This is a genomic window from Roseovarius sp. (genome assembly GCF_040219995.1).
In the GTDB taxonomy this organism is placed as follows: domain Bacteria; phylum Pseudomonadota; class Alphaproteobacteria; order Rhodobacterales; family Rhodobacteraceae; genus Roseovarius.
Genome location: NZ_JAVJUC010000016.1, coordinates 92,182 through 113,585, shown reverse-complemented (window position 1 = coordinate 113,585; position 21,404 = coordinate 92,182). Strand labels below are relative to the sequence as shown.

At 65.2% G+C, this 21,404-nt stretch carries 18 protein-coding genes and 1 riboswitch; of the genes, 15 read left to right on the top strand and 3 right to left on the bottom strand.

Going from position 1 to position 21,404, the window contains the following annotated elements:
• Window positions 1–105: 105 nt before the first annotated feature.
• The 9 genes from miaB (at window position 106) to trmB (ending at window position 8,631) form a co-directional block, all read left to right on the top strand.
• Window positions 106–1,431 (top strand): tRNA (N6-isopentenyl adenosine(37)-C2)-methylthiotransferase MiaB, encoded by a 1,326-nt coding sequence (gene miaB, locus RID11_RS09795; protein ID WP_350138292.1) that lies wholly within the window; start codon window positions 106–108, stop codon window positions 1,429–1,431.
• Window positions 1,432–1,689: 258 nt separating this feature from the next.
• The gene (locus RID11_RS09790; protein ID WP_502949350.1) at window positions 1,690–2,196 is read left to right on the top strand and encodes an OmpA family protein; all 507 of its coding nucleotides are present in this window, start codon (window positions 1,690–1,692) and stop codon (window positions 2,194–2,196) included.
• An 11-nt stretch (window positions 2,197–2,207) separates the two neighbouring features.
• On the top strand, window positions 2,208–2,513 hold the full coding sequence (locus RID11_RS09785; protein WP_350138286.1) for a hypothetical protein: 306 nt from the start codon (window positions 2,208–2,210) through the stop codon (window positions 2,511–2,513).
• 181 nt (window positions 2,514–2,694) lie between these two features.
• The gene (locus RID11_RS09780; protein WP_050662665.1) at window positions 2,695–3,669 is read left to right on the top strand and encodes a PhoH family protein; all 975 of its coding nucleotides are present in this window, start codon (window positions 2,695–2,697) and stop codon (window positions 3,667–3,669) included.
• Between the two features lie 6 nt (window positions 3,670–3,675).
• Complete coding sequence (gene ybeY, locus RID11_RS09775) at window positions 3,676–4,164, top strand: rRNA maturation RNase YbeY (RefSeq protein ID WP_350138283.1); 489 nt, start codon at window positions 3,676–3,678, stop codon at window positions 4,162–4,164.
• Between the two features lie 42 nt (window positions 4,165–4,206).
• Window positions 4,207–5,094, top strand: a complete 888-nt coding sequence (locus tag RID11_RS09770; protein ID WP_350138280.1) for a hemolysin family protein — start codon at window positions 4,207–4,209, stop codon at window positions 5,092–5,094.
• Window positions 5,087–6,622 (top strand): apolipoprotein N-acyltransferase, encoded by a 1,536-nt coding sequence (lnt, locus tag RID11_RS09765; protein ID WP_350138277.1) that lies wholly within the window; start codon window positions 5,087–5,089, stop codon window positions 6,620–6,622. The genes RID11_RS09770 and lnt overlap by 8 nt, the downstream gene beginning before the upstream one ends.
• Before the next feature lie 32 nt (window positions 6,623–6,654).
• Window positions 6,655–6,702, top strand: a riboswitch (SAM-SAH riboswitch).
• Between the two features lie 5 nt (window positions 6,703–6,707).
• Entirely contained in the window at window positions 6,708–7,874 is a 1,167-nt protein-coding gene (metK, locus tag RID11_RS09760; RefSeq protein ID WP_350138275.1) for a methionine adenosyltransferase, read from the top strand.
• A gap of 43 nt (window positions 7,875–7,917) precedes the next feature.
• Complete coding sequence (gene trmB / locus RID11_RS09755; RefSeq protein WP_350138273.1) at window positions 7,918–8,631, top strand: tRNA (guanine(46)-N(7))-methyltransferase TrmB; 714 nt, start codon at window positions 7,918–7,920, stop codon at window positions 8,629–8,631.
• Window positions 8,632–8,643: 12 nt separating this feature from the next.
• Here the strand turns inward: trmB and RID11_RS09750 are convergent, their stop codons facing one another.
• Both RID11_RS09750 and argE read right to left on the bottom strand, forming a co-directional pair.
• The gene (locus RID11_RS09750; protein ID WP_350138271.1) at window positions 8,644–9,276 is read right to left on the bottom strand and encodes a sulfotransferase family protein; all 633 of its coding nucleotides are present in this window, start codon (window positions 9,274–9,276) and stop codon (window positions 8,644–8,646) included.
• 96 nt (window positions 9,277–9,372) lie between these two features.
• Window positions 9,373–10,539: an acetylornithine deacetylase gene (gene argE / locus RID11_RS09745; RefSeq protein ID WP_350138268.1), complete on the bottom strand. Its 1,167-nt coding sequence runs from the start codon at window positions 10,537–10,539 to the stop codon at window positions 9,373–9,375.
• A 322-nt stretch (window positions 10,540–10,861) separates the two neighbouring features.
• Between argE and RID11_RS09740 the strand changes: the two genes are divergently transcribed.
• From RID11_RS09740 to RID11_RS09725, 4 genes are all read left to right on the top strand, one after another.
• On the top strand, window positions 10,862–14,047 hold the full coding sequence (locus RID11_RS09740) for an Ig-like domain-containing protein (RefSeq protein WP_350138266.1): 3,186 nt from the start codon (window positions 10,862–10,864) through the stop codon (window positions 14,045–14,047).
• Between the two features lie 79 nt (window positions 14,048–14,126).
• On the top strand, window positions 14,127–15,431 hold the full coding sequence (locus RID11_RS09735; protein ID WP_350138262.1) for a TolC family protein: 1,305 nt from the start codon (window positions 14,127–14,129) through the stop codon (window positions 15,429–15,431).
• Window positions 15,428–17,626 (top strand): ATP-binding cassette domain-containing protein, encoded by a 2,199-nt coding sequence (locus RID11_RS09730; RefSeq protein ID WP_350138260.1) that lies wholly within the window; start codon window positions 15,428–15,430, stop codon window positions 17,624–17,626. Before RID11_RS09735 ends, RID11_RS09730 begins: the two co-directional genes overlap by 4 nt.
• A 1-nt stretch (window position 17,627) precedes the next feature.
• Complete coding sequence (locus RID11_RS09725) at window positions 17,628–18,827, top strand: HlyD family type I secretion periplasmic adaptor subunit (RefSeq protein ID WP_350138258.1); 1,200 nt, start codon at window positions 17,628–17,630, stop codon at window positions 18,825–18,827.
• A gap of 38 nt (window positions 18,828–18,865) precedes the next feature.
• Here RID11_RS09725 and RID11_RS09720 read toward each other — a convergent pair whose 3' ends face one another.
• Window positions 18,866–19,882: a ribose-phosphate pyrophosphokinase gene (locus RID11_RS09720; protein WP_350138255.1), complete on the bottom strand. Its 1,017-nt coding sequence runs from the start codon at window positions 19,880–19,882 to the stop codon at window positions 18,866–18,868.
• 104 nt (window positions 19,883–19,986) lie between these two features.
• On the opposite strand from RID11_RS09720, the gene RID11_RS09715 reads away from it, so the two are divergent.
• On the top strand, window positions 19,987–20,586 hold the full coding sequence (locus tag RID11_RS09715; protein WP_350138253.1) for a 2-hydroxychromene-2-carboxylate isomerase: 600 nt from the start codon (window positions 19,987–19,989) through the stop codon (window positions 20,584–20,586).
• Window positions 20,587–20,590: 4 nt separating this feature from the next.
• Window positions 20,591–21,397: an alpha/beta fold hydrolase gene (locus tag RID11_RS09710; protein ID WP_350138251.1), complete on the top strand. Its 807-nt coding sequence runs from the start codon at window positions 20,591–20,593 to the stop codon at window positions 21,395–21,397.
• Window positions 21,398–21,404 lie beyond the last annotated feature (7 nt).

The window sequence follows — 21,404 nt, the reverse complement described above, 5'->3', positions numbered from 1 at the left end:
CTGTCCTCTTGTTGGCGGCAGAGTCCGTCAAACGCGCGGGCATTGCAAGTGCCCCCTGTGGTGATGTAGTCACCCGGCTTGAACCCTCAGGCGGAGGCCCGGCGCATGGCGGATGTGAAAAAGCTCTATATCAAGACCTATGGCTGTCAGATGAACGTCTATGACAGCGAGCGCATGGCCGAGGCCATGGGCGGGGCGGGCTATGTCACCACCGAGGATGCGGCCGAGGCCGACATGATCCTGCTCAACACCTGCCATATCCGCGAGAAGGCCGCCGAGAAGGTCTATTCCGAACTGGGACGGTTCCGCGCGCTGAAGGACGAAAAGCCCGATCTCAAGATTGGCGTGGCGGGCTGCGTGGCGCAGGCCGAGGGGCAGGAAATCATGCGCCGTCAGCCGCTGGTCGATCTGGTGGTGGGCCCGCAGAGCTATCACCGACTGCCGCAGATGGAGGCGCGGGTGCGCGGGGGCGAAAAGGCGCTCGACACCGATTTCCCGCTCGATGACAAGTTCGACACGCTGCGGCAGCGCCCCAAGGCAAAGCGCGGCCCGACCGCGTTCCTGACCGTGCAGGAGGGCTGTGACAAGTTCTGCGCCTTTTGCGTGGTGCCCTATACCCGCGGCGCCGAGGTGAGCCGCCCGGCGGCGCGCGTGCTGGAAGAGGCGCGCGATCTGGTCGAGAGGGGCGTGCGCGAGATCACCCTGCTGGGGCAGAACGTCAATGCCTATCATGGCGCGGGAGAGGGCGGCGACTGGAGCCTCGCGCGGCTGATCTGGGCGCTCAATGACATCGACGGGCTGGAGCGTATCCGCTTTACCACCAGCCATCCCAACGACATGGATGACGATCTGATCGCGGCGCATGGGGACTGCGCAAAGCTGATGCCCTATCTGCATCTGCCGGTGCAATCGGGCAGTGACAAGATCCTCAAGCGGATGAACCGCAGCCACACCGCCGAAAGCTATCTGCGGCTGATTGAGCGTATTCGCGCGGCGCGGCCCGATATTCTGATGTCGGGCGATTTCATCGTGGGTTTCCCCGAAGAGACCGAAGAGGATTTTCAGGCCACGATGGACCTGATCGAGGCGGTGAGTTACGGCTACGCGTTCTCGTTCAAGTATTCCACCCGCCCCGGCACACCGGCGGCGGAACGCGCACAGGTGGCCGAGGACGTGAAATCCGAGCGGCTGCAACGGCTTCAGGGGCTGATCACCCGGCAACAGCGCGCGGCACAGGATGCGATGGTCGGGCGCACTGTCGGCGTGCTCTTCGAGAAGCCCGGGCGCATGGCCGGGCAGATGGTCGGCAAGTCGGATTACCTGCACGCGGTGCACGTGACGGATGACCGCGTTCAGCCGGGCGATCTGGCGCAGGTGGAAATCATCGAGAGCGGGCCGAACTCTCTTTCAGGGCGACTCGTCTCGATCTGATACGCGCATAGCCGCATGAAATGCGGCGGAAATGCGGCGCTGACTTGGGATTGTTTCTGCTTAATCCACAATATCTGGTGGAATTCGCTTCACTTTGACAGCTTTCTTGCTAAACTTTCATTGCATTTGAGTTGGCTATCCTGGCGCACCGGGTGAACCAACAGGGGTAATATAAGGACAGTGGTCGTGGCGAAATTGACTTCGGAAACGCTGCACGGTCTGGTGAAGGGGTCTGCGGTCGCGGTGCTTTCTCTGGGCCTGGCGGCAGGGGCAGCATTTGCCCAGAGCGGTGATCGCATCGTGAGTGGCGAGCGATACATTCCCACCATCTGGGTCGATCCCGATGGCTGTGAGCATTGGGTGATGGATGACGGTGTCGAGGGCTATATGAGCCCGCATGTCAGCCGTCAGGGCATCCCGGTCTGCCGCGAGGCAAACCTGTGCGGCGTGGTCAACACCGATCAGCATTTCGCCACCGACAGCGCGCGCATCCACGCCTCGGCGCGGGACCGGTTGGCACAGTTCTTCCGCGATACGCAAGCGGTGTCCTACACCATCGTGGGCCATACCGACAGCCGCGCGTCGGATGAATACAACATGGACCTGTCGCTGCGTCGCGCCAATTCCGTCGCCGCCGTCGCGGCAAGCACCGGGGCGCAGATCGCGGATGTGCGCGGCTATGGCGAGCGGATGCCGAAAGCGTCGAACAATACCGCCGAGGGCATGGCGCAGAACCGCCGTGTCGAAATCCTGTGCTGGCGCTGAGGGGACTGATGATGAACACGCTTAAAATTGCACTCGCCCTTCCGGTGGTCGGCCTTCTGGCGGCCTGTGATGCGGGCCCGGACAAGACCGAAGACCGCAACTTTTTCGACAATGATCACCTGAGCACGATGCGGGCCGGTATCTGGGTCGATCCCAACGGCTGCGATCACTGGATCATCGACGACGGCGTCGAGGGGTATCTGTCGCAGCGGCTTGACAAGTTCGGCAAGCCGGTCTGTTCCGGGTCGGCCCCGCCGACGGTGGCGACCGGAGATTTCAAGCAGGGTTCGACCGGGACGTTCGGCGATCCGATCTGATCTGACGTCGATCAGGGCAATATTCGATGCGGGCCGGGGACGGCCCGCATTTTTTTGTTGTGTGCAGGGGTGCGGCGCATGTCGGCGCTTGCACCCCGCGTCGCATGTTGGCACTCTGCCCGCAGACCTTTTGTAGTGGGAGACATGTTTGGTCCATAGCGCACCGCCCCCCGCCCCGGACATGGCCGCAGGCCACGAAACCCTTGTCGAATTTCCCGATAACCGTCTGTTGATCGAGCTTTGCGGCGAATATGACCGCAACCTCGCAGATATAGAAAAATCCCTTGGAATCCAGATCCTGCGCCGGGGCAATCAGCTTGTCGTGGTGGGCGAGACGGATGCGCGCGAGGCGGCGGCAGAGGTGCTGGCCGCGCTATACGAACGGCTTGAGAGCGGCAAGAGCGTGGAGCGCGGCGACGTGGACCGCGAATTGCGCATGGGCGACGACGAGGGCGATTCGGGCGGTCTGGACGGCGATCAGCTTGAGATGTTCAAGGGCGGCACCGTCGAGATCAAGACCCGCAAGAAGCTGGTGGAGCCGCGCACCGACGCGCAGAAAGCCTATGTGCGATCGCTTTTTGCGCATGAGCTGGCGTTTGGCATCGGGCCTGCGGGCACCGGCAAGACCTATCTCGCGGTGGCGGTCGGGGTAAACATGTTCATCGAGGGGCATGTGGACCGGATCATCCTGAGCCGTCCGGCGGTCGAGGCGGGCGAGAAGCTGGGCTATCTGCCCGGCGACATGAAGGACAAGGTCGATCCCTATATGCAGCCGCTCTATGACGCGCTGAATGATTTTCTGCCTGCCAAGCAACTGGCCAAGCTGATCGAGGAAAAGCGCATCGAGATCGCGCCCTTGGCGTTCATGCGGGGGCGGACGCTGGCCAATGCGTTTGTTGTGCTCGATGAGGCGCAGAACGCCACCTCGATGCAGATGAAGATGTTCCTGACCCGTCTGGGCGAGGGCAGCCGCATGGTCATCACCGGCGACCGCACGCAGATCGACCTGCCGCGCGGTGTGCCGTCGGGGCTGGCGGATGCGGAGCGGCTGCTGACGACCATTCCGCAGATCAGCTTCAACTATTTCACCGCCAAGGACGTGGTGCGGCACCCGCTGGTGGCGGCGATCATCGAAGCCTATGAGGCTGAAGGTTAGGCACACATGCTGACCGAGGTGATGATCGAGGACGACCGCTGGCAGGCGGTGGGGCTGGCGGGGCTGGCCGAGCGCGCGGCGCAGGCCACGTTGGTGCATCTGGGGCTGGCGCCCGATGACTGGGAGATCAGCGTTCTGGGCTGTGATGATGCGCGCATTGCCGTCCTGAACGGTGATTTCCGCGACAAGCCGCAGCCGACAAATGTGTTGAGCTGGCCGAGCGAGGAGCGCGGCGCTGACCGCCCCGGCGCGCGCCCGGACCTGCCCGAGGCGGGGCCTGATCCGGAACTGGGTGATATCGCGATTGCCTATGAGACCTGCGCGTGCGAGGCCGAGGCAGGCGACAAACCGCTGGGTGATCATGTGACACACCTGATCGTGCATGCGGTGTTGCATTTGTTGGGTTACGATCACATCCGTGACCAAGATGCCACTTTGATGGAGGCGACAGAGGTTGCCATACTTGGCAAACTGGGGGTTGGTGACCCATATTAGACATTGAGGGGCCAAGACCCCTGTGATTTGGAAAAGAGACGGATGGGCGAGAGTACGGACGGGTCTTCTAGCGCAGCGCAGGGCGCGCAGCCGGATGGCCATAGCGAGAGTGAGGAGACGGGCGGGTTTTTCCGTCGCGTGATCGGGATATTCAACCCGGGCGAAGATATCGACGAGACGGCGCAGGACGCCGCCGAGCACGTGAATGGTGCGCCGGGTATCGGCAACCTGCGTCACATGGCGGTCGAGGATGTCGCCATCCCCAAGGCAGAGATCGTCTCGGTGCCGTCTGACATTACCAAGGATGATCTGGTGCATGTGTTCCGCGACAGCGGCATGACGCGGCTGCCGGTCTATGAGGGCACGCTCGATACCCCCATCGGCATGGTGCATCTCAAGGATTTCGCCCTCAAGCACGGGTTCAATGGCAGTGGCACCGCGTTTTCGCTCAAGAAGATGCTGCGGCCGCTGCTTTTTGTGCCGCCGTCGATGCCGATCGGGGTGCTTTTGCAGAAGATGCAGGCCGAGCGGCGGCACATGGCGCTGGTGATCGACGAATATGGCGGGGTGGACGGGCTTGTCACCATCGAAGACCTGATCGAGCAGGTGGTGGGCGAGATCGAGGACGAGCATGATATCGACGAGGGCCAATACTGGACCGAGGAAAAGCCCGGCTGTTACATCGCCCTCGCCAAGACCCCGCTGGAGGAGTTCGAGGCCGAGATTGGCCAATCGCTGACCGATGTGGACGAGGTGGACGAGGAAGAGATCGACACCATCGGCGGGCTGGTCTTCATGCTGCTGGGCCGGGTGCCGGTGCGCGGTGAGGTGATCGAGCATCCCGCGGGCCCGGTGATCGAGGTGATGGAGGCCGATCCGCGCCGGATCAAGCGGGTGCGGGTGCGGCTGGTCGAGGCGGCGCATGGCTGAGCAGGGGCGCGTGGCCGGAATGGCCGCGCAGATCCCCTTGATGCCGCGCGGGCGGCGCGTTGCGCTGTTGTTGCTGATCGGGGCGCTGGCGGCGCTCGGGCAGGCCCCGGTCGGGGCGTGGCCGGTGACGCTGCTGGCGCTGGCCGTGGTGTTCGGTCTGTTTCGGATGACTGAGGGATGGCGGCAGGCGGCCTGGCTGGGCTGGCTGATCGGCACCGGCTATTTCCTGATGGCGCTGAACTGGATTGTCGAGCCGTTCCTGGTGGACGTGGCGCGGCATGGCTGGATGGCGCCCTTTGCGCTGATGGCGCTGGGCGCGGGGCTGGCGCTGTTCTGGGCGCTGGGCCTGGGTTTAGGGCGGGCCATGGGCGGTGGTTTGCCCGGGTTCATTGGCGGCATGGGCCTTGCCGAACTGGCGCGGGGGTTTCTTTTCACCGGGTTTCCGTGGGCGCAGCCGGGGCATGTGCTGATCGACACAGGGTTTTTGCACTGGGCGGCATGGCTGGGTGCGCCGGGGTTGCTGACGCTGGTGCTGCTTGCCTCGGCGCTGATCTGGCAGGCGGGGACGGCGCGGCATGTGCCGTCGATGCTGGGGCTGCTTGCGCTGGTGGCGCTTTGGCCGCTGGGGGCGTGGCGCACGCCCGATGCGGGTGCCGGGCCCGAGGCCGCCACGGTGCGCCTTGTGCAACCCAATGCGCCACAGCACGAGAAATGGGACCCCGACAAGATTCAGGGATTTTATGACCGGCAGTTGCAGTTCTCGGCGGCGGGCGAGGGGGCGCGGCCTGATCTGATCGTATGGCCCGAGACGGCGGCGCCGGTGCTGCTGAACCACGCGGGGCGCACATTGGAAAGCATTTCCGGCGCGGCGGGGGACGTGCCGGTGGTGCTTGGTATTCAGCGCTTTGACGGCCCGCGCCTCTATAATTCACTGGCCTATGTGGAGGCGGGCGGCACGGTCGCGGCGGTCTATGACAAGCATCACCTTGTGCCCTTCGGGGAATACATGCCGTTCGGCGATCTGCTGGCGCAGTGGGGGATTCACGGCCTCGCCTCGAATGCCGGGCAGGGCTATTCCGCCGGGCCGGGCGCGCAGGTGCTCGACCTCGGGGGATTGGGGCGGGCGCTGCCGCTGATCTGTTACGAGGGTGTATTTTCGCGCGATCTGCGGGCGGCCCCCGAGCGCGCGGATTTCCTGCTGCTCATTACCAATGATGCGTGGTTCGGCAAGATTTCCGGCCCCTATCAGCATCTGGCGCAGGCGCGGCTGCGCAGCGCCGAGATGGGGCTGCCGATGATCCGGGTCGCCAATACCGGCGTGTCGGCGATGATCGACGCCACCGGGCGCGTCACGGCGCGTATCCCGATGGGCGAGGCGGGCTGGCGCGACGCGGCCCTGCCGCCGCCCTTGCCGCCGACGCTATACGCGCGGCTGGGCGATGCGCCGATGATCCTTGTGTTTCTGGTTCTGCTGGGGTTGTCGCGGCTGCGACACAGGGCACGGGCAACCGGTGCAGTTCTGCATTGACGCCACGGGGTGGGGGGCGTAACGACACGCCACAACCGTCACAACGGCTTCCTGGCGTGGCGGTGAAACACAATGGAGCACTTTCATGGCAAGACAGAATTACCTTTTCACCTCCGAATCCGTTTCGGAGGGGCACCCGGATAAGGTCTGTGACCGGATTTCCGACGCGATCCTCGATGCGTTTCTCGCCGAGGAAGAAAACGCGCGTGTCGCCTGCGAGACCTTTGCCACCACCAATTGCGTGGTCGTCGGCGGTGAGGTGGGGCTGTCGGACAAGTCCCGGCTTGCGGATTTCATGGGCCGGATCGACGGGATCGTGCGCGACTGCGTGCGTGATATTGGGTACGAGCAGGACGAATTTCACTGGAATACCTTGCAGTTGCACAACATGCTGCATCCGCAGTCGGCGCATATCGCGCAAGGCGTGGACCGCGATGGTGCGGGCGATCAGGGCATCATGTTCGGTTTTGCCGTCGATGAGACCGATGCCCTCATGCCGGCGCCGATCCTGTTCTCGCATGCGATCCTGAAGCGCCTGGCAGAGGTCCGCAAATCCGGCACCGAGCCGACGCTCGGGCCTGATGCCAAGTCGCAGCTGACCCTGCGTTACGAGGATGGCAAGCCGGTCGAGGTGACGCAGCTTGTGCTGTCGACGCAGCATACCGACGAGGCGCAGACCAGCGATGATATTCGTGCGATCGTCGAGCCCTATATCACGGACGTGCTTCCGAAAGAGTGGATCACCGGCAATACCGAATGGCATGTGAACCCCACGGGCACCTTCGTGATCGGGGGGCCTGACGGCGATGCGGGCCTGACCGGGCGCAAGATCATCGTGGATACCTATGGCGGGGCGGCCCCGCATGGCGGCGGCGCGTTCTCGGGCAAGGACCCGACCAAGGTGGACCGGTCGGCGGCCTATGCGGCGCGGTATCTGGCCAAGAACATTGTGGCGGCAGGTCTGGCGCAGAAATGCACGCTGCAACTGAGCTATGCGATCGGCGTGGCGCGGCCGCTGTCGATCTATGTCGATACGCATGGCACCGGTCAGGTGCATGAGGCGGAGATCGAGAAAGCGGTTGCGCAGAACATGGATCTGACGCCGCGCGGTATTCGCGAGCATCTGTCGCTGACCCGTCCGATCTATGCGCGCACGGCGGCCTATGGTCATTTCGGGCGCGCGCCCGACGATGATGGCGGGTTCAGCTGGGAGCGCACCGATCTGGTCGAGGCGCTGAAAAAATCCGTTTGATCAAGGGGCCGGTGCGTGATCGTCACGCGCCGGTTGAAGCCGCATGAGCCAGGACAAGCACCCGACCGGCGCGCCGTGGCGCAATTTTCACGGCCGGTTCAAGGGCAAGGCCCTGCGCCCCAAGCAAGAGGAATATCTGGCCGAGGACCTGGGCAAGCTGTCGCCCGGACCGGTGGATTGGGACGTGAACCCCGAGCGGAAACCGATTGATCTGAAAGCGCTTTTCGGGGATCGGGAGGTCTGGCTGGAAATCGGGTTCGGCGGGGGCGAGCATATGGTGCATCAGGCCGTCGAGAATCCGGGCGTGGGGATCATCGGCTGTGAGCCCTATATCAACGGCGTGGCGATGCTCTTGGGCAAGATCCGCGATGCCGACGCGCAGAATGTCGCGGTTTATCCCGGCGATGTCCGCAACATGTTTGACGTGCTGCCGGAGCAGTCCATCTCGCGGGCGTTTCTGCTGTATCCTGATCCATGGCCGAAGAAACGCCATCACAAGCGGCGCTTCGTGACCGAGCAGCATTTAACTCCGCTTGCCAGATGCCTGAAGCCCGGTGCCGTTTTCCGGGTCGCGACGGACATTCCGGATTACGTGCGCCAGACATTGGAAGAGGTGCCGCGCCACGAGTTCGAGTGGCTGGCGGAGCGGCCTGCCGACTGGCGGGAGCCGTGGGATGACTGGATATCGACGCGATACGAGCAAAAGGCCCTGCGCGAGGGCCGGGTGCCGCATTACCTGACCTTCCGGCGGGTCTGAGGCGTCAGGCGTTCAGGCAGGCTCGCCGCCGAAATGCGCCCAGAACTCGTCACGCGGATTGCTGCGCGGAAACGGCGTGTCTGGCACCGGCACGTCGAGAAAATCGCAAAGCGGCTCCCATCCGTCAGTCACCCGAAAGACTAGCAGGCGGTCAGCGGGAACCTGTTCGCGAACGGCGGCGTTGTTCCTGCGATAGGCGGCGATGGCGCAGTCGCGGTCGGTATGGTCTTCGAAGGTGTCCTTCAGGAACCATCCCGACATGGTGCGGAAGATGTCCTGAATATGCGGCGGCAGGTCCATGCCGGGGGCATTGGTGAAAAACTTGCTGATGGTGGTGCTGAAGCTGCGCCACCAATCCTCTTCGGGGCGTTCAGTATGGATCACCTTGGCCTCCGGGAAGGCGTGCATCGTCTGCTGCCAGACGGCAGCGCCGGGCCAGTCGACCTGAGCGTTGAAGCCATCGAAGACGTTGCGCCAGTCAATCGGGCGACCGGCGGCGATAGCGGCCCAATGCGCCGGCTGGTCGGGGCGTTGCATGACCTCCAGCATGTGATGACAGGGGCCGAAGCCTAACTCTTCCAGAGCCAGTTTGGTGGACATGGTGCCGGTGCGCCCGAAACCCGAGCCGATAACCTTGAGTGTCATACCGTCCCCCCATATGCGACGCCCGCCACGCTGCGGTGGCTGAGCGGATGGGGTGAAGTATGACTTGGATCGACCGAATTCCCTAACGGAATCGCGTCAGGCCGCGAGCTTGTCGCCGAGGCGTCCGAGCATGTCGAGGCATTGCTGCAACTGGTCGAGAGCGACGTATTCGTCGGGCTTGTGCGCCTGGTCGATGGAGCCGGGGCCGCAGACCACCGCCGACATGCCGTATTGCTGGAATATCCCCGCCTCGGTGCCGAACGGCACGAGTTCCGCGCCGTTGCGGCCGGTGAGTTCCATCATGATGTCCTTGGCCTCGTTGATCTCTGCGGGTTCCAGCCCGTCGACCTCGCCGATCACCTCGGTGGTGATGCTGGCCTCGGGGTGGACGCCGCACATGCGCGGCAGCAGCACCTCTTCGCAATAGCGGCGCATGTCCTCCTTGACGAATTCCGCATCGGCAAGGGTGACGGGGCGCATTTCCCATTCGATGGTGGCGTTCGAGGCGATCACGTTATGCGCCACGCCGCCCCTGATCGAGCCGGTGTTGATCGTGGTCCAGGGCGGCTCGAAGCGGCTGTCGGCGGGCGCGCGGAAGCGCAGTGATTCCTTGAGTTCCAGCAGTCGGTTGACGTAGCGCACCGCGTATTCGACCGCGTTGACGCCGCGCGCGGGATGCGAGCCGTGACCGGCGAGGCCGCAGAAATGGGTGGTGTATTCGTAGCAGCCCTTGTGGCCCTCGATGATGCGCATCGAGGTGGGTTCGCCGATGATCGCGACGCCGGGTCGGATACCGCGCTTTTTCAGGCTGTCGACCAGCGCCTGTGCGCCAAAGCAGCCGACCTCTTCGTCATAGGTGAAGGCGAAATGAACGGGGCGGTCGCGGACCTTTTCGGCAAAGATCGGGGCCATTGCGCAGGCGGCGGCGATAAAGCCCTTCATGTCGCAGGTGCCGCGCCCGTAGAGATGGCCGTCATGTTCGATCAGCTCGAACGGGTCGCTGGCCCAGTCCTGTTCGGCCACCGGCACCACGTCGGAATGGCCTGAGAGCACGATGCCGCCATCCACGTCATCGGGGCCGATGGTGGCGAAGAGATTGGCCTTGTGGCCGATCTCGTCATGGAAGATGTCGACGCGCGCGCCGTGCGATTCAAGCCGGTGGGCGAGATAGGCGATCATGTCGAGGTTGCTGACCTCGGAGATCGTCGGAAAGGCGATGAGATCGCGCAGGAGTGCTACGGTATCGGAGAGTTGCGTGCTCACATCGATGTCCTTGGTCAGTGGTGCGGTTTGAAAACTGTATGACCTTGTTGATCCTGTGCGGCCCCGTCAAGTCCTTGTCCGGGGAAATTTGCCCGGCGAGGCGGGTGATAATTGTGCTGCCTGTTGCATAATCGACTCAGGCGTGTGGCGGGGTAGGCCGAATATAGGCCTGAACATCAAGATATATTGGAAAAACGCATAATTTGTGGGTTGCATTTGAAAAACATCTAGCGATGGCACCGAAAAAAGGCTAAATTGTGGCCACATAAAAAGGGCGCATAAAAAACAAGCGTCTGTAGTCTGAGGTCAGAGTGGTGGTGTCATGAAGGTGATTGATTTTGTCACCCGCACAGATGCGGGTATTTCACAGCGTGGTTCGGTGTCAGTTGGGGATGGTGTCACAGTCATACCGGCAACGCACGGACAGGAAATTTCTCTAAATTTAAGGCAGACGGAAATCGCGGGCTATGCGCGCGACGGGTCGAACCTGATCATCAACCTGGCGGATGGCCGGGTGGTGGTGCTCGACGGGTATTTCGCGGAGGAGGGCGGCGCGCAGAGCCGTCTGTTCATCTCGGCGGACGGGTATCTCAACGAGGTGACGCTGATCGACGGGGCGGATGGCGCGGTCTATGCGCAATACGGCCCGACCGAGCAGTGGGGCAAGTGGAGCCCGGATGACGATCTCATCTTCCTTGGTGGCAACGAGGTGGTTGCGGCCGCCGCCGACGAGGAAGTGTCGATGCTGGGTGCCGGTCTGCTGGCCGGTGGCGGGCTTTTGGGGGTCGGCGGTGCCGGTGCGGCGGGTCTGGCCGCGGCAGCGGCCGTTGGTGGTGGCGACAGCGGCGGCAGTGGTGGTCGCGCGCGGATCGAGCCGGTGGTCAACGAGGACGGTGTGGTCACGGTGGCCGGGGATGATGTCGACGATCCGTCGATCTCGATCACCGGACGGGCCGAGCCGGGGTCTGAGGTCGTGGTCACCATCGGGGACGAGGAGATCGCCACCGAGGCCGACGATCAGGGCGACTGGGAGGTGACGTTCGAGGATGACACGTTCCCCGGTGATGGCACACATCCGGTCGTTGTCGTGGTGACCGAGCCTGACGGGACCGAGACCACGCTGGCCGGGCCGGATGTGGTGATCGATCTGACGCCGCCCGATATCGCGGTCGAAGAGGGCACGCAGGCGGTGGGCCATGTGGTGAACCTTGTCGATCACGAGGATGGCGTCGAGATCAGCGGCACGGGCGAGCCCGGGGCCGGGATCTTGGTGGTGGTCGATGGTGTCGAGGCGCAGACCGTGGTCGATGATGCCGGGGCGTGGCAGGTGCTGTTCGATCCCGCCGATCTGCCCGGCGGCGAGCGCGAAGCGCAGGTGACGATCACCGCGACCGACGGGTTCGGCAACACCACCGTGGTGACGGATGTTGTGGAGATCGACACCGTGCCGCATCCGATTTCGATCAATGCCGGGGCCGTGGGTGGCGACGGTGTGGTCAATTTCGACGAGGCGGCGGGCGGTGTGGAAATCACCGGCACCTCGACAGCCGGGGCGACGGTGATCGTGACCGTCGATGGCGTCAGCCGCGAGGTCGTGACCGGGGCCGATGGCACCTGGCGCGCGGTCTATGAGGCGGGCAGCCTGCCGGGCGGTGAATATGACGCCACGGTGAGTGCCAGCACGGTGGATGCCGCGGGCAATGCCAGCCAGACCAGTGCAACCGTGCGGATCGACACCGAGGTGAGTGACTTCGACATGCAGGGCAATCCCGGTGGCGCGGATGGCGTGATCAACGCCGCCGAGCAGGGCGGTGGCTTTGGCATGACCGGGCAGGTCGAGCCGGGCTCCTCCGTCGTGGTGGAGTTCGCGGGCAGCACGGTCAATGCCGTGGTGGCGGCGGATGGCAGCTGGACCGCGACCTTCAGCGGCGCGCAGGTGCCGGGCGGCACCTACAGTGCCGATGTGGTGGCGACAGCGACCGATGCGGCGGGCAACATCTCTGAATTGCGGCAGGCCGTGGCGGTGGATACCGAGGCCGGGCATCTGACGCTGAACGCCGCCGCGATTGGCGGTGACGGGGTGATCAACGCCGCCGAGGCGGATGCCGGTGTTCTGGTCACCGGGCAGGCCGATCCCGGGGCGACGGTGATCGTCAGCCTTGACGGGGTGGAGCATAGCGTGCGCGCCGATCAGACCGGGCAGTGGCGCAGCCGCTATAATTCCGGCGAGATCACGCGCGGGGTGCATGAGGCCGATGTGACCGCGCGCACCGTCGATGCCGCTGGCAACGAGACGCAGGTTGCGGGCACCGTGCAGGTCGACACGCAGGTGGACAATCTGTCGCTGGAGGATCTCAACCTTGCCATCGGGGCCGATGGGCGCGACGTCATCAACAATGACGTGGCCACCGGCGGGTTCGTGGTGACAGGCACGATCGAGGCTGGCAGTCAGGTCTTTGTCACCATCGACGGGGTGCGCCACGAGGCGGATGTCGATGGCAATGGCAACTGGACCGCAAGCTTTGGCCCGAACGAGATCGCGCCCGGCGAGCGGGATGCCGATATTCGCGTGGATGTGACCGATCCGGCGGGCAATACCGCCTTTATCGAGGACACCGTGCGGGTCGATACCTTTGTCAACGCACTGGATCATGCCGGACCGGTGACCGCCGATAACGTGGTCAACATCGCCGAGGCCGGTGCGGGCGTTACCCTGACCGGTCAGGTCGAGGCGGGATCGTCGGTGCAGGTCGAGGTCTTTGGCCGCAGTTATGATGCCGTGGTGGCCCCGAACGGCGTGTGGTCGGTCGAGGTGCCGGGGCGCGATGTGCCCGCGCAGGAAGGCACGGTCGACATGGTCGTCATCGCCACCGACTGGGCTGGCAATACCGACCGGATCACCGAGAGCTTTGCCATCGACACCGTCGCCCCCGATACCCCCGGGATCGTCGGCTATTTCCGGCAGGGCGACGGTTATCGAAACGCAACGGTGGAGACCAGCGAGGACGAGATCGCCATTCATCAGGTCGATGCCGGTGGCAATGTGCGCGAACTGGACCTCGGTGTGCAGGAGAACAGCTTTACCGGCGAGACGGATTACTTCTTTCTTGATGGGGCGGGGCGGCCTGCCTCGGTGCCCGACGGCTCGCAACTGGTGGTCAGTGGGACCGATCCCGGTGGCAACGCGTCGAGCACCTATGTGGTTCTTGATGAGACCAACACGCAGGTGGTCGATGTGACCAACCCCAACCTTGCGGGCTTCAACATCGAGACCATCGACCTGCGGTTCGGCGATCAGGCGGACCTGACCCTGACCGAGGCGCAGCTGCGCGGCCTGTCGGGCAACAGCGATCAGGTGGTCGTGCAGGGCGGGGCCGACGATCAGGTGACGATCACCGGCGCGCAGGCGGCGGGGCAGACCCAGATCGACGGTCAGACCTTTGACGTCTACACGCTGGGGAACGACGCGACGGTCGTGGTGGACGAAGACATCAACACCATCACCTGAGCCGGAAAGACCGGGGCGCGGGTACGAGATGGCGCGCGCCCCCAATCACAAGACCGCAAAAAGGTCGAGGGGCAGGATAATGGGACACGCGGCAAGGGCGTTTCTGGCGGGCGGCATGAGCCTGATGCTGGCGGGCTGTCTGGGCGGTGCCGGGGGCGGCGAGGTGTCACGCCTTGGTGCGGGCCCCGACACCGCGCGGCCCGACACTGTGGCGCGCAGCAAGGCCGAGGCGCATTCGAAGATCATCGGAGAGTTGCAGGCGCGCCGGTCGGTGCTGCCCGAGGGGGGCAGTTTCGATCAGGTGGCGCAGGCAGTGCTGGCCGCCTATAGCCGCAGCGCCGAGTCGGACCTTCTGGCGGCGCGGCTGCGGGCCGAGGCGGCGTCGAAGAACTGGCTGCCGAAGATCGGCCCAAATATCAGCCTGAGCAGTCTGAGCGACATCGTCTCGCAACTGATCGTCGAGCAGGTGCTGTTCGACAATGGCCGCAAGAAGGCCGAGCGCGCGATGGCCGCCGCCGATGTCGAGGTCGCCGCCGTGACGCTGGCCGAGGATGTGAATGACCGGGTTCTGACCGGGCTTACGCTCTATCTCGATGCCGCACAGGCGCGCGAGCGGCGCAGCCTGGAGGCGGGCACGCTGAGCGATTTGGAACATTTCGAGTGGATCATGTCGGAGCGCGTCAAGGGCGGTGTTTCAGATATGTCGGACCTCAACGTGCTGCGCAGCCGGTTGGCGGAAATCCGTGAGGTGATCGCGCAGCAATCCGAGGCCGAGCGCACGGCGCTGGCAGAATTGAACGCCATGGCCGCGCGCCCGCTGAGCGGGGTTGCGGGGCTGAGCGAAGTGCCGGTGAGCGCGGGGGTTGTGCCCGCGCTCGACGTGCTGCGGGCCGAGGCCGAGAGCATGCGCGACATCGCGGGCGCGATGGTGGCGCGCGGCGGGCTGCTGCCCAATGTCACGGCGGGCGGAACGCTGGGCGATGGTGGTGATCTGGGGGTCAACATCCGCTCAGACCAGTTGCTGGGGCTGGGCACCGGTGCCGAACTCAAGGCCGTGGAGGCCGAGAAAGAAGCCGCCGCGCGACGGCTGAGCCAGGCGCGCGAGGACAGCGACCGGGTGGTGCAGCGGCTGGAGGCGCGGCTGGATGCGCTGGCGCGGCAGGTCGGCGAGGCAAGCACGCTGCGCGACGCGGCCCAAGCCAATCTCGACCTGTTTCAGCGGCAATACGATGCCGGGCAGCGGCAGGTTATGGATGTGGTCGGCGTCTACGAGACCTTTGCCGTACGGCAGGTGCGGGCGCTGGCGCTGAAATACGATCTGGCGCGCACGCGGCTGGAACTGGCCGATCATCTGGGCGTGCTGGCCGAGGGGAGCCGGATTTGAACCAAGCCCCCGTTGCCCTGACCGTCAAGACCGCCCAAGCCGCGCCGCAGGCCCCCTCCGCGCGGTTCGGACCGCGCGCCGAGGCGCGCGCGCGGCTGGGCGCGGCCTATGCCGCGGCGCTGGGGTTTGACGCGGTCGAGCGCGACATCCTCGAGGCGATGGTAGCGGGTGACGCCGACCGCGCCGAGGGTGAGCCGCCGCGCCCTGCTGCGCTGGCGCAGGGGTTGCGCGCCGCCGGGCTGAGCGCGCGGGTCGAGGAGGTGCGCGCACCCGACCCGGCATGCTGGCCCGCCATCGCGCAGATGGCGCGGGGCAAGCTGGTGCTGGTTCTGACGCAGGAGGGCGGGACCCTCATTCTGCATGACACAAGCTGTGCCGATCAGCGCGCCGAGGTGCCGCTGGCCGAGTTCACGCCCTATTTCAGCGGCACGCTGATACGCGCCGAGATGCCCGCCCAAAGCCTCAGCCGGGCGCATGACCTTCCGGCAACCGAGGCGCATTGGTTCTGGGGACAGTTCAGGAATTTCCAACGGCATATCGCCGAGGTCGCCGTTGGGTCGTTCGTGGCGAACCTGCTGGCGGTGGCGGTCGCGCTCTTTGCGTTGCAGGTCTATGACCGGGTGATTCCGCATCAGTCGGAGGCGACGCTGTGGGTGCTGGCGGCGGGGGCGGGGCTGGCGCTGTTGCTGGAGGCGGGGCTCAAGATCGCGCGGGCGCAGTTGATGGATGGCGCGGGGCGGCAGATCGAGCTCAATGTGCAGCGCCTGCTGATGGACCGGGTGCTGGGCATGCGCTCGGAACTGGCGGGGCGCAGCCCGTCGCAGATTTTCTCGGCAATGCGGGAATTTGGGTCGGTGCGCGAGTTCTTCACCGCGTCGACCATCGGCACGCTGACCGACCTGCCCTTTGTCGTGGTGTTTCTGGCGCTGGTCGCCTCGATTGCGGGCAATGTGGTCTGGGTGCTGATCGCCGGGGGGATCGTGATGGTGATCCCCGGATTGCTGGTGCAGCGCCGGATGATGCGGCTGACGCAAGAGATGCAGGGCGCGGGCGCGCGCGGCGCGCGGCTCTTGCACGAGGCGATCTTCGAGCTTGATACGCTCAAGACGCAGCGCGCCGAGGACCGGTTTCGCCGTATCTGGGGCGATCTGACCGCGCTGCAGGCGCTGAAATCGAGCGAGCAGCGGCGGCTGGGATCGGTGCTGACCTTCTGGGCGCAGGGCGTGCAGCAGGCGACCTATATCGCGGCGGTGATCATGGGCACCTATCTGGTCTTTGCCGGGGAGTTCACGGTCGGGTCGATCATCGCGGTGGGTATTCTCACCAGCCGCACGCTGGCCCCGCTGACACAACTTTCGGGCACGCTGTCGCGCTGGAGCAACGTCAAATCGGCGCTGGAGGGGCTCGATTCGATCGCCCATGCCGAGCAGGACGCAGCACCCGGACGCAGCTATCTGCGGCGCGAGCGGCTGAGCGGGGGCTATGAGCTGCGCGAGGTGAAATTCACTTATGACGCCGAGGCCGCGCCGGTGCTGGATATCCCCGCGCTGGCCATTCAGCCGGGGCAGAGGATCGCGGTGCTGGGCACCAACGGGTCGGGCAAGTCGACCTTTCTCAAGCTGTTGGCCGGGCTTTATGCGCCGTCCTCTGGCCGGGTGATGCTGGACGGCACCGATATGGGGCAGATCGCGCCGCGCGACCTGCGGCGGCTGGTCGGCTATCTGGGGCAGGATGTGCGGCTGTTCACCGGCAGCCTGCGCGAGAACCTGAACCTGACGCTGCTGGAGCGTGACGACGCGCGGCTGATGCAGGCGCTGGATTTCGCCGGGTTGGGGCCGTTCGTGAAGGGCCATCCCAAGGGCCTCGACCTTGAAATTCTGGATGGCGGGCAGGGGTTGAGCCAGGGCCAGCGGCAGAGCATCGGCTGGGCGCGGCTGTGGTTGCAGGACCCGGCCATCTGCCTGCTGGACGAGCCGACGGCGGCGCTGGATCAGACGCTGGAACGCACGCTGGTCAGCCGGTTGGAGACATGGCTATCGGGGCGCACGGCGGTGATCGCCACGCACCGCATGCCGATCCTGAGCCTGACCGACCGCACACTGATCCTGCAGGCCGGGCGGATGGCCGTCGATGGCCCGCGCGATCAGGTGCTGGCGCATCTGGCGCAGGTCGGTGCCACGACGGGAGGGGCATGAGATGAGCGACACCACCGATCGCAGCGCGGCCCATGTGATCGCCGATCTCAATGCGCGGATGGGCGGGCCGAGCCTGATGATCTGGCTTTGTGCGCTGACGGTCTGGGCCTTTGTCCTGTGGGCGTCGCTGGCCTGGATCGACGAGATCGTGCGCGCGCCGGGAGAGTTCATTTCCAATTCGCGCCCGCAGATCATCCAGAACCTCGAAGGCGGTATCCTTGCGGAGTTGCAGGTGCAGGAGGGTGACGTGGTCGAGCGCGGCGATGTGCTGGCGCGGTTGCACGACACCCGGTTCCAGAGCGAGGTCGCCGATATGCGCGACCAGATCGCGGCGCTGGAGGTGCGGCAATTGCGGCTGGAGGCGGAACTGGCCGGGCAATTCGATTTCGAGGTGCCCGAGGCGCTGGCCGGGCGCGCGCCCGAGATGGTCGCGTCGGAGCGGGCGCTGCTGCGGGCGCGGCAGGAGGATTACGTCAAGCGCAGCGAGGGGGCGGCGCGGGTGATGGCGCAGGCCGCTGAGGAAAAGCGCCTGCTGGAGAACCTGCTGGCGCAGAAGATCGTCGCGCTGATCGAGGTCACGCGCGCGCGCAAGGCCCATGCCGATGCCGAAAAGCGCTATGACGAGATCGTCACGCAGGCCGAACTGGAACGCGCCGAGGCCTATTCCGAGGTGCTTAAGGAACTGGCGACGCTGCGCCAGACCCTCAAGGCCAGGCAGGATCAGCTGAACCGCACCGTGCTGCGCAGCCCGATGCGCGGGGTGGTCAACAATCTCAGCGTGACCACCATTGGCGGCGTGGTGCGCCCCGGCGAGGAGATCCTCGAGATCATCCCGCTGGATGAGGCGCTGCATGTCGAGGCGCGGGTCGAGCCGCGCGACATCGCCAATATCCGGCGCGGGCAGGAGGCGACGATCAAGCTGACGGCCTATGACTACACGATCTACGGCACCCTCAAGGGCCGGGTGGATTTCATTTCCGCCGATACGTTCAAGGACGAGCGCGCCCGCGACCCCGACGGCAACCCGCATTACAAGGTGACGCTGATGGTGGACATGGGGGCGCTGACCGCGCGGCAGGCGGGAATCGAGATCCGCCCCGGCATGCAGGCGGATGTGGAGTTGCACACCGGCGAGAAGACGGTGCTGCAATACCTGCTCAAGCCGCTTTACAAAAGCCAGGAAGCGCTGCGCGAGCCTTAGCCCTCTACGGCGATGCGCGACGGCCCAAGCCCCCGTCTTCAGCCCGCGAATTGGCCCTCATAGACGGGCTCCAGCGTCGGGGTCTCGAACAGTGACGAGACCGAGGTGCCGTTCCAGATATTGAGGATCGCCTGCGCAAAGACCGGGGCGGTCGGGATGATGCGGATATTGGGCGTGGCCTTGACCGCCTCGGTGGGCTGGATCGTGTCAGTGATGACCATGGATTTCATCACCGAATTGGTGATCCGCTCCACCGCCGGGCCGGACATGACGCCATGTGTGGTATAGGCATGCACCTCGCGTGCGCCGCTGTCGATCAAGAGTTGCGCCGCCTTGCACATGGTGCCGGCGGTGTCGCACATGTCGTCGACGATGATGCAGATCTTGTCGGTCACGTCGCCGATCACCGTCATGTCCGCCACTTCACCGGCCTTTTCGCGACGCTTGTCGACGATCGAGAGCGGTGCCTCGATCCGCTTGGCCAACTCGCGCGCCCGCGCCACGCCACCCACATCGGGCGAGACGATCATCACATCATCCATCGTGCCCTTGAACTGGGTCATGATGTCGAGCGCGAAGATCGGCGAGGCATAGAGGTTGTCCACCGGGATATCGAAGAAGCCCTGGATTTGGGCGGCGTGCAGGTCCATGGTCAGCACCCGCTCGATCCCCGCCTCTACGATCATGTTGGCGACAAGCTTGGCTGAAATCGGGGTGCGCGCCTTGGAGCGGCGATCCTGCCGGGCATAGCCGAAATAGGGGATCACGGCGGTGATGCGCTTGGCCGAGGAGCGGCGCAGCGCGTCGGCCATGATCAGCAGTTCCATCAGGTTGTCATTGGCCGGGTTCGAGGTCGGCTGGATGATGAACATGTCCTCGCCGCGCACGTTCTCGTAGACCTCGACAAAGATTTCCTGATCGTTGAACCGTTCGATCCGCGCATCGCAGAGCCCGACATCGACCCCCCGATGCATCGACATGCGCCGCGCGATGGCCTTGGCGAGTGGCATGTTGGCATTGCCGGAAATCAGCTTGGGTTGCGGTGTGGAAGGCATGATGTGGTCCCCGGAATGATCCATGTGACAGATTCGTGATGTTGCACACCGCTTAGCATGCGCCTAACGTCACGCAAAGCGATGCGAACGGGGAGCACGGTGAAATGGCCCATATAGATTATTATTTCTCGACCTTGTCGCCCTTTGCCTATCTGGCGGGCGCGGGGCTGGAAGAAATCGCGGCCCGGCACGGTGCCAGCGTGACCTACAAGCCGCTCGACATCATGGCGCTGTTTGCGCGTACCGGCGGCACGGCCCCCGCCGAGCGCCACCCGTCGCGCAATGCCTATCGCGCGCAGGAGTTGCCGCGACAGGCCAGAAAACGCGGCCTGCCGCTCAATCTCAAACCGGCACATTGGCCAACCAACCCGGCACCGTCATCCTATGCGATCATCGCCGCGCAGAACGCGGGCGGCGGCGATGTCGGCGCGCTGGTGCAATCGGTGCTGCGCGCCTGCTGGGCCGAGGAGCGAGATATCGCAGAGGATGCGGTGGTGCGCGAGTGCCTGCAACAGGCGGGGTTCGATCCGGCGCTCGCGGATACGGGCCTGCTGAGCGGGGCCGAGACCTATGCCACCAATCTCGAAGAGGCGGTGAATGCGGGCGTGTTCGGCGCGCCGTTCTACGTGGTCGATAGCGGTCAGTCGTTCTGGGGGCAGGACCGGCTGGAGGATCTCGACCTGCATCTGGCGGGCAAGCTCTGAGGTCATGCCGAAGGCGAGCCGCGCGGGCCATCCGACCTACTGGACCGAATTCGGACGCGGACGGCGCGCGGCGCTGGGGCTGCATTGCTCGCTGTCGCATTCGGGCAGCTGGAGCGGGATCATGCGCGGCCTCGGCGGGGTGCTGCATCTGACCGCGCCCGATCTGCCGGGACACGGGCAGAGCGCGCCGTGGGATGGCGCGCAGGAGATACAGGCGCTGAGCACCGCGATCGCGGCGGAGTTCCTGACCGGGCCCACCGATATCATCGGTCATTCCTTTGGCGCGACGGTGGCGCTGCGGCTGGCGGTCGAGCATCCCGGGCTGGTGCGGTCCCTGATCCTCTACGAGCCGGTGTTCTTTGCCGTGGCGCTGGCCGATCATCCGCAGATGCGGGCGCGCCACGCGCTCGAGATGTCGGGCTATGACAAGGGGATCGCCGCGGGGGACATGGCGGCGGCGGCGCAAGCCTTTCTGCGGGTCTGGGGCGACGGGCGCGCCTGGGACGATCTGCCTGGCGCGGTGCGCGCGGGGCTGGCGGCGCAGATGCCGCTGATCGAGGCGGCGGGCCCGGCGCTCTACGAGGATGCGGGCGGTATGCTGGCCAGCGGGGCGCTGGCCCGGGTCGCAGCACCGGTGCTACTGTTGGAGGGCAGCGCGTCGCCTGCGATCATCACGGCGATCAACGAAGGGCTGGCGGCGCGCCTGCCGCAGGCCGGGCGCGCGGTGATCGCCGGGGCCGGGCATATGGGGCCGATGACCCATCCCCGGCAGACCGGGGCGGAAGTGCTGCGCTTTCTGGGCGAGACCTGAGCCGGGC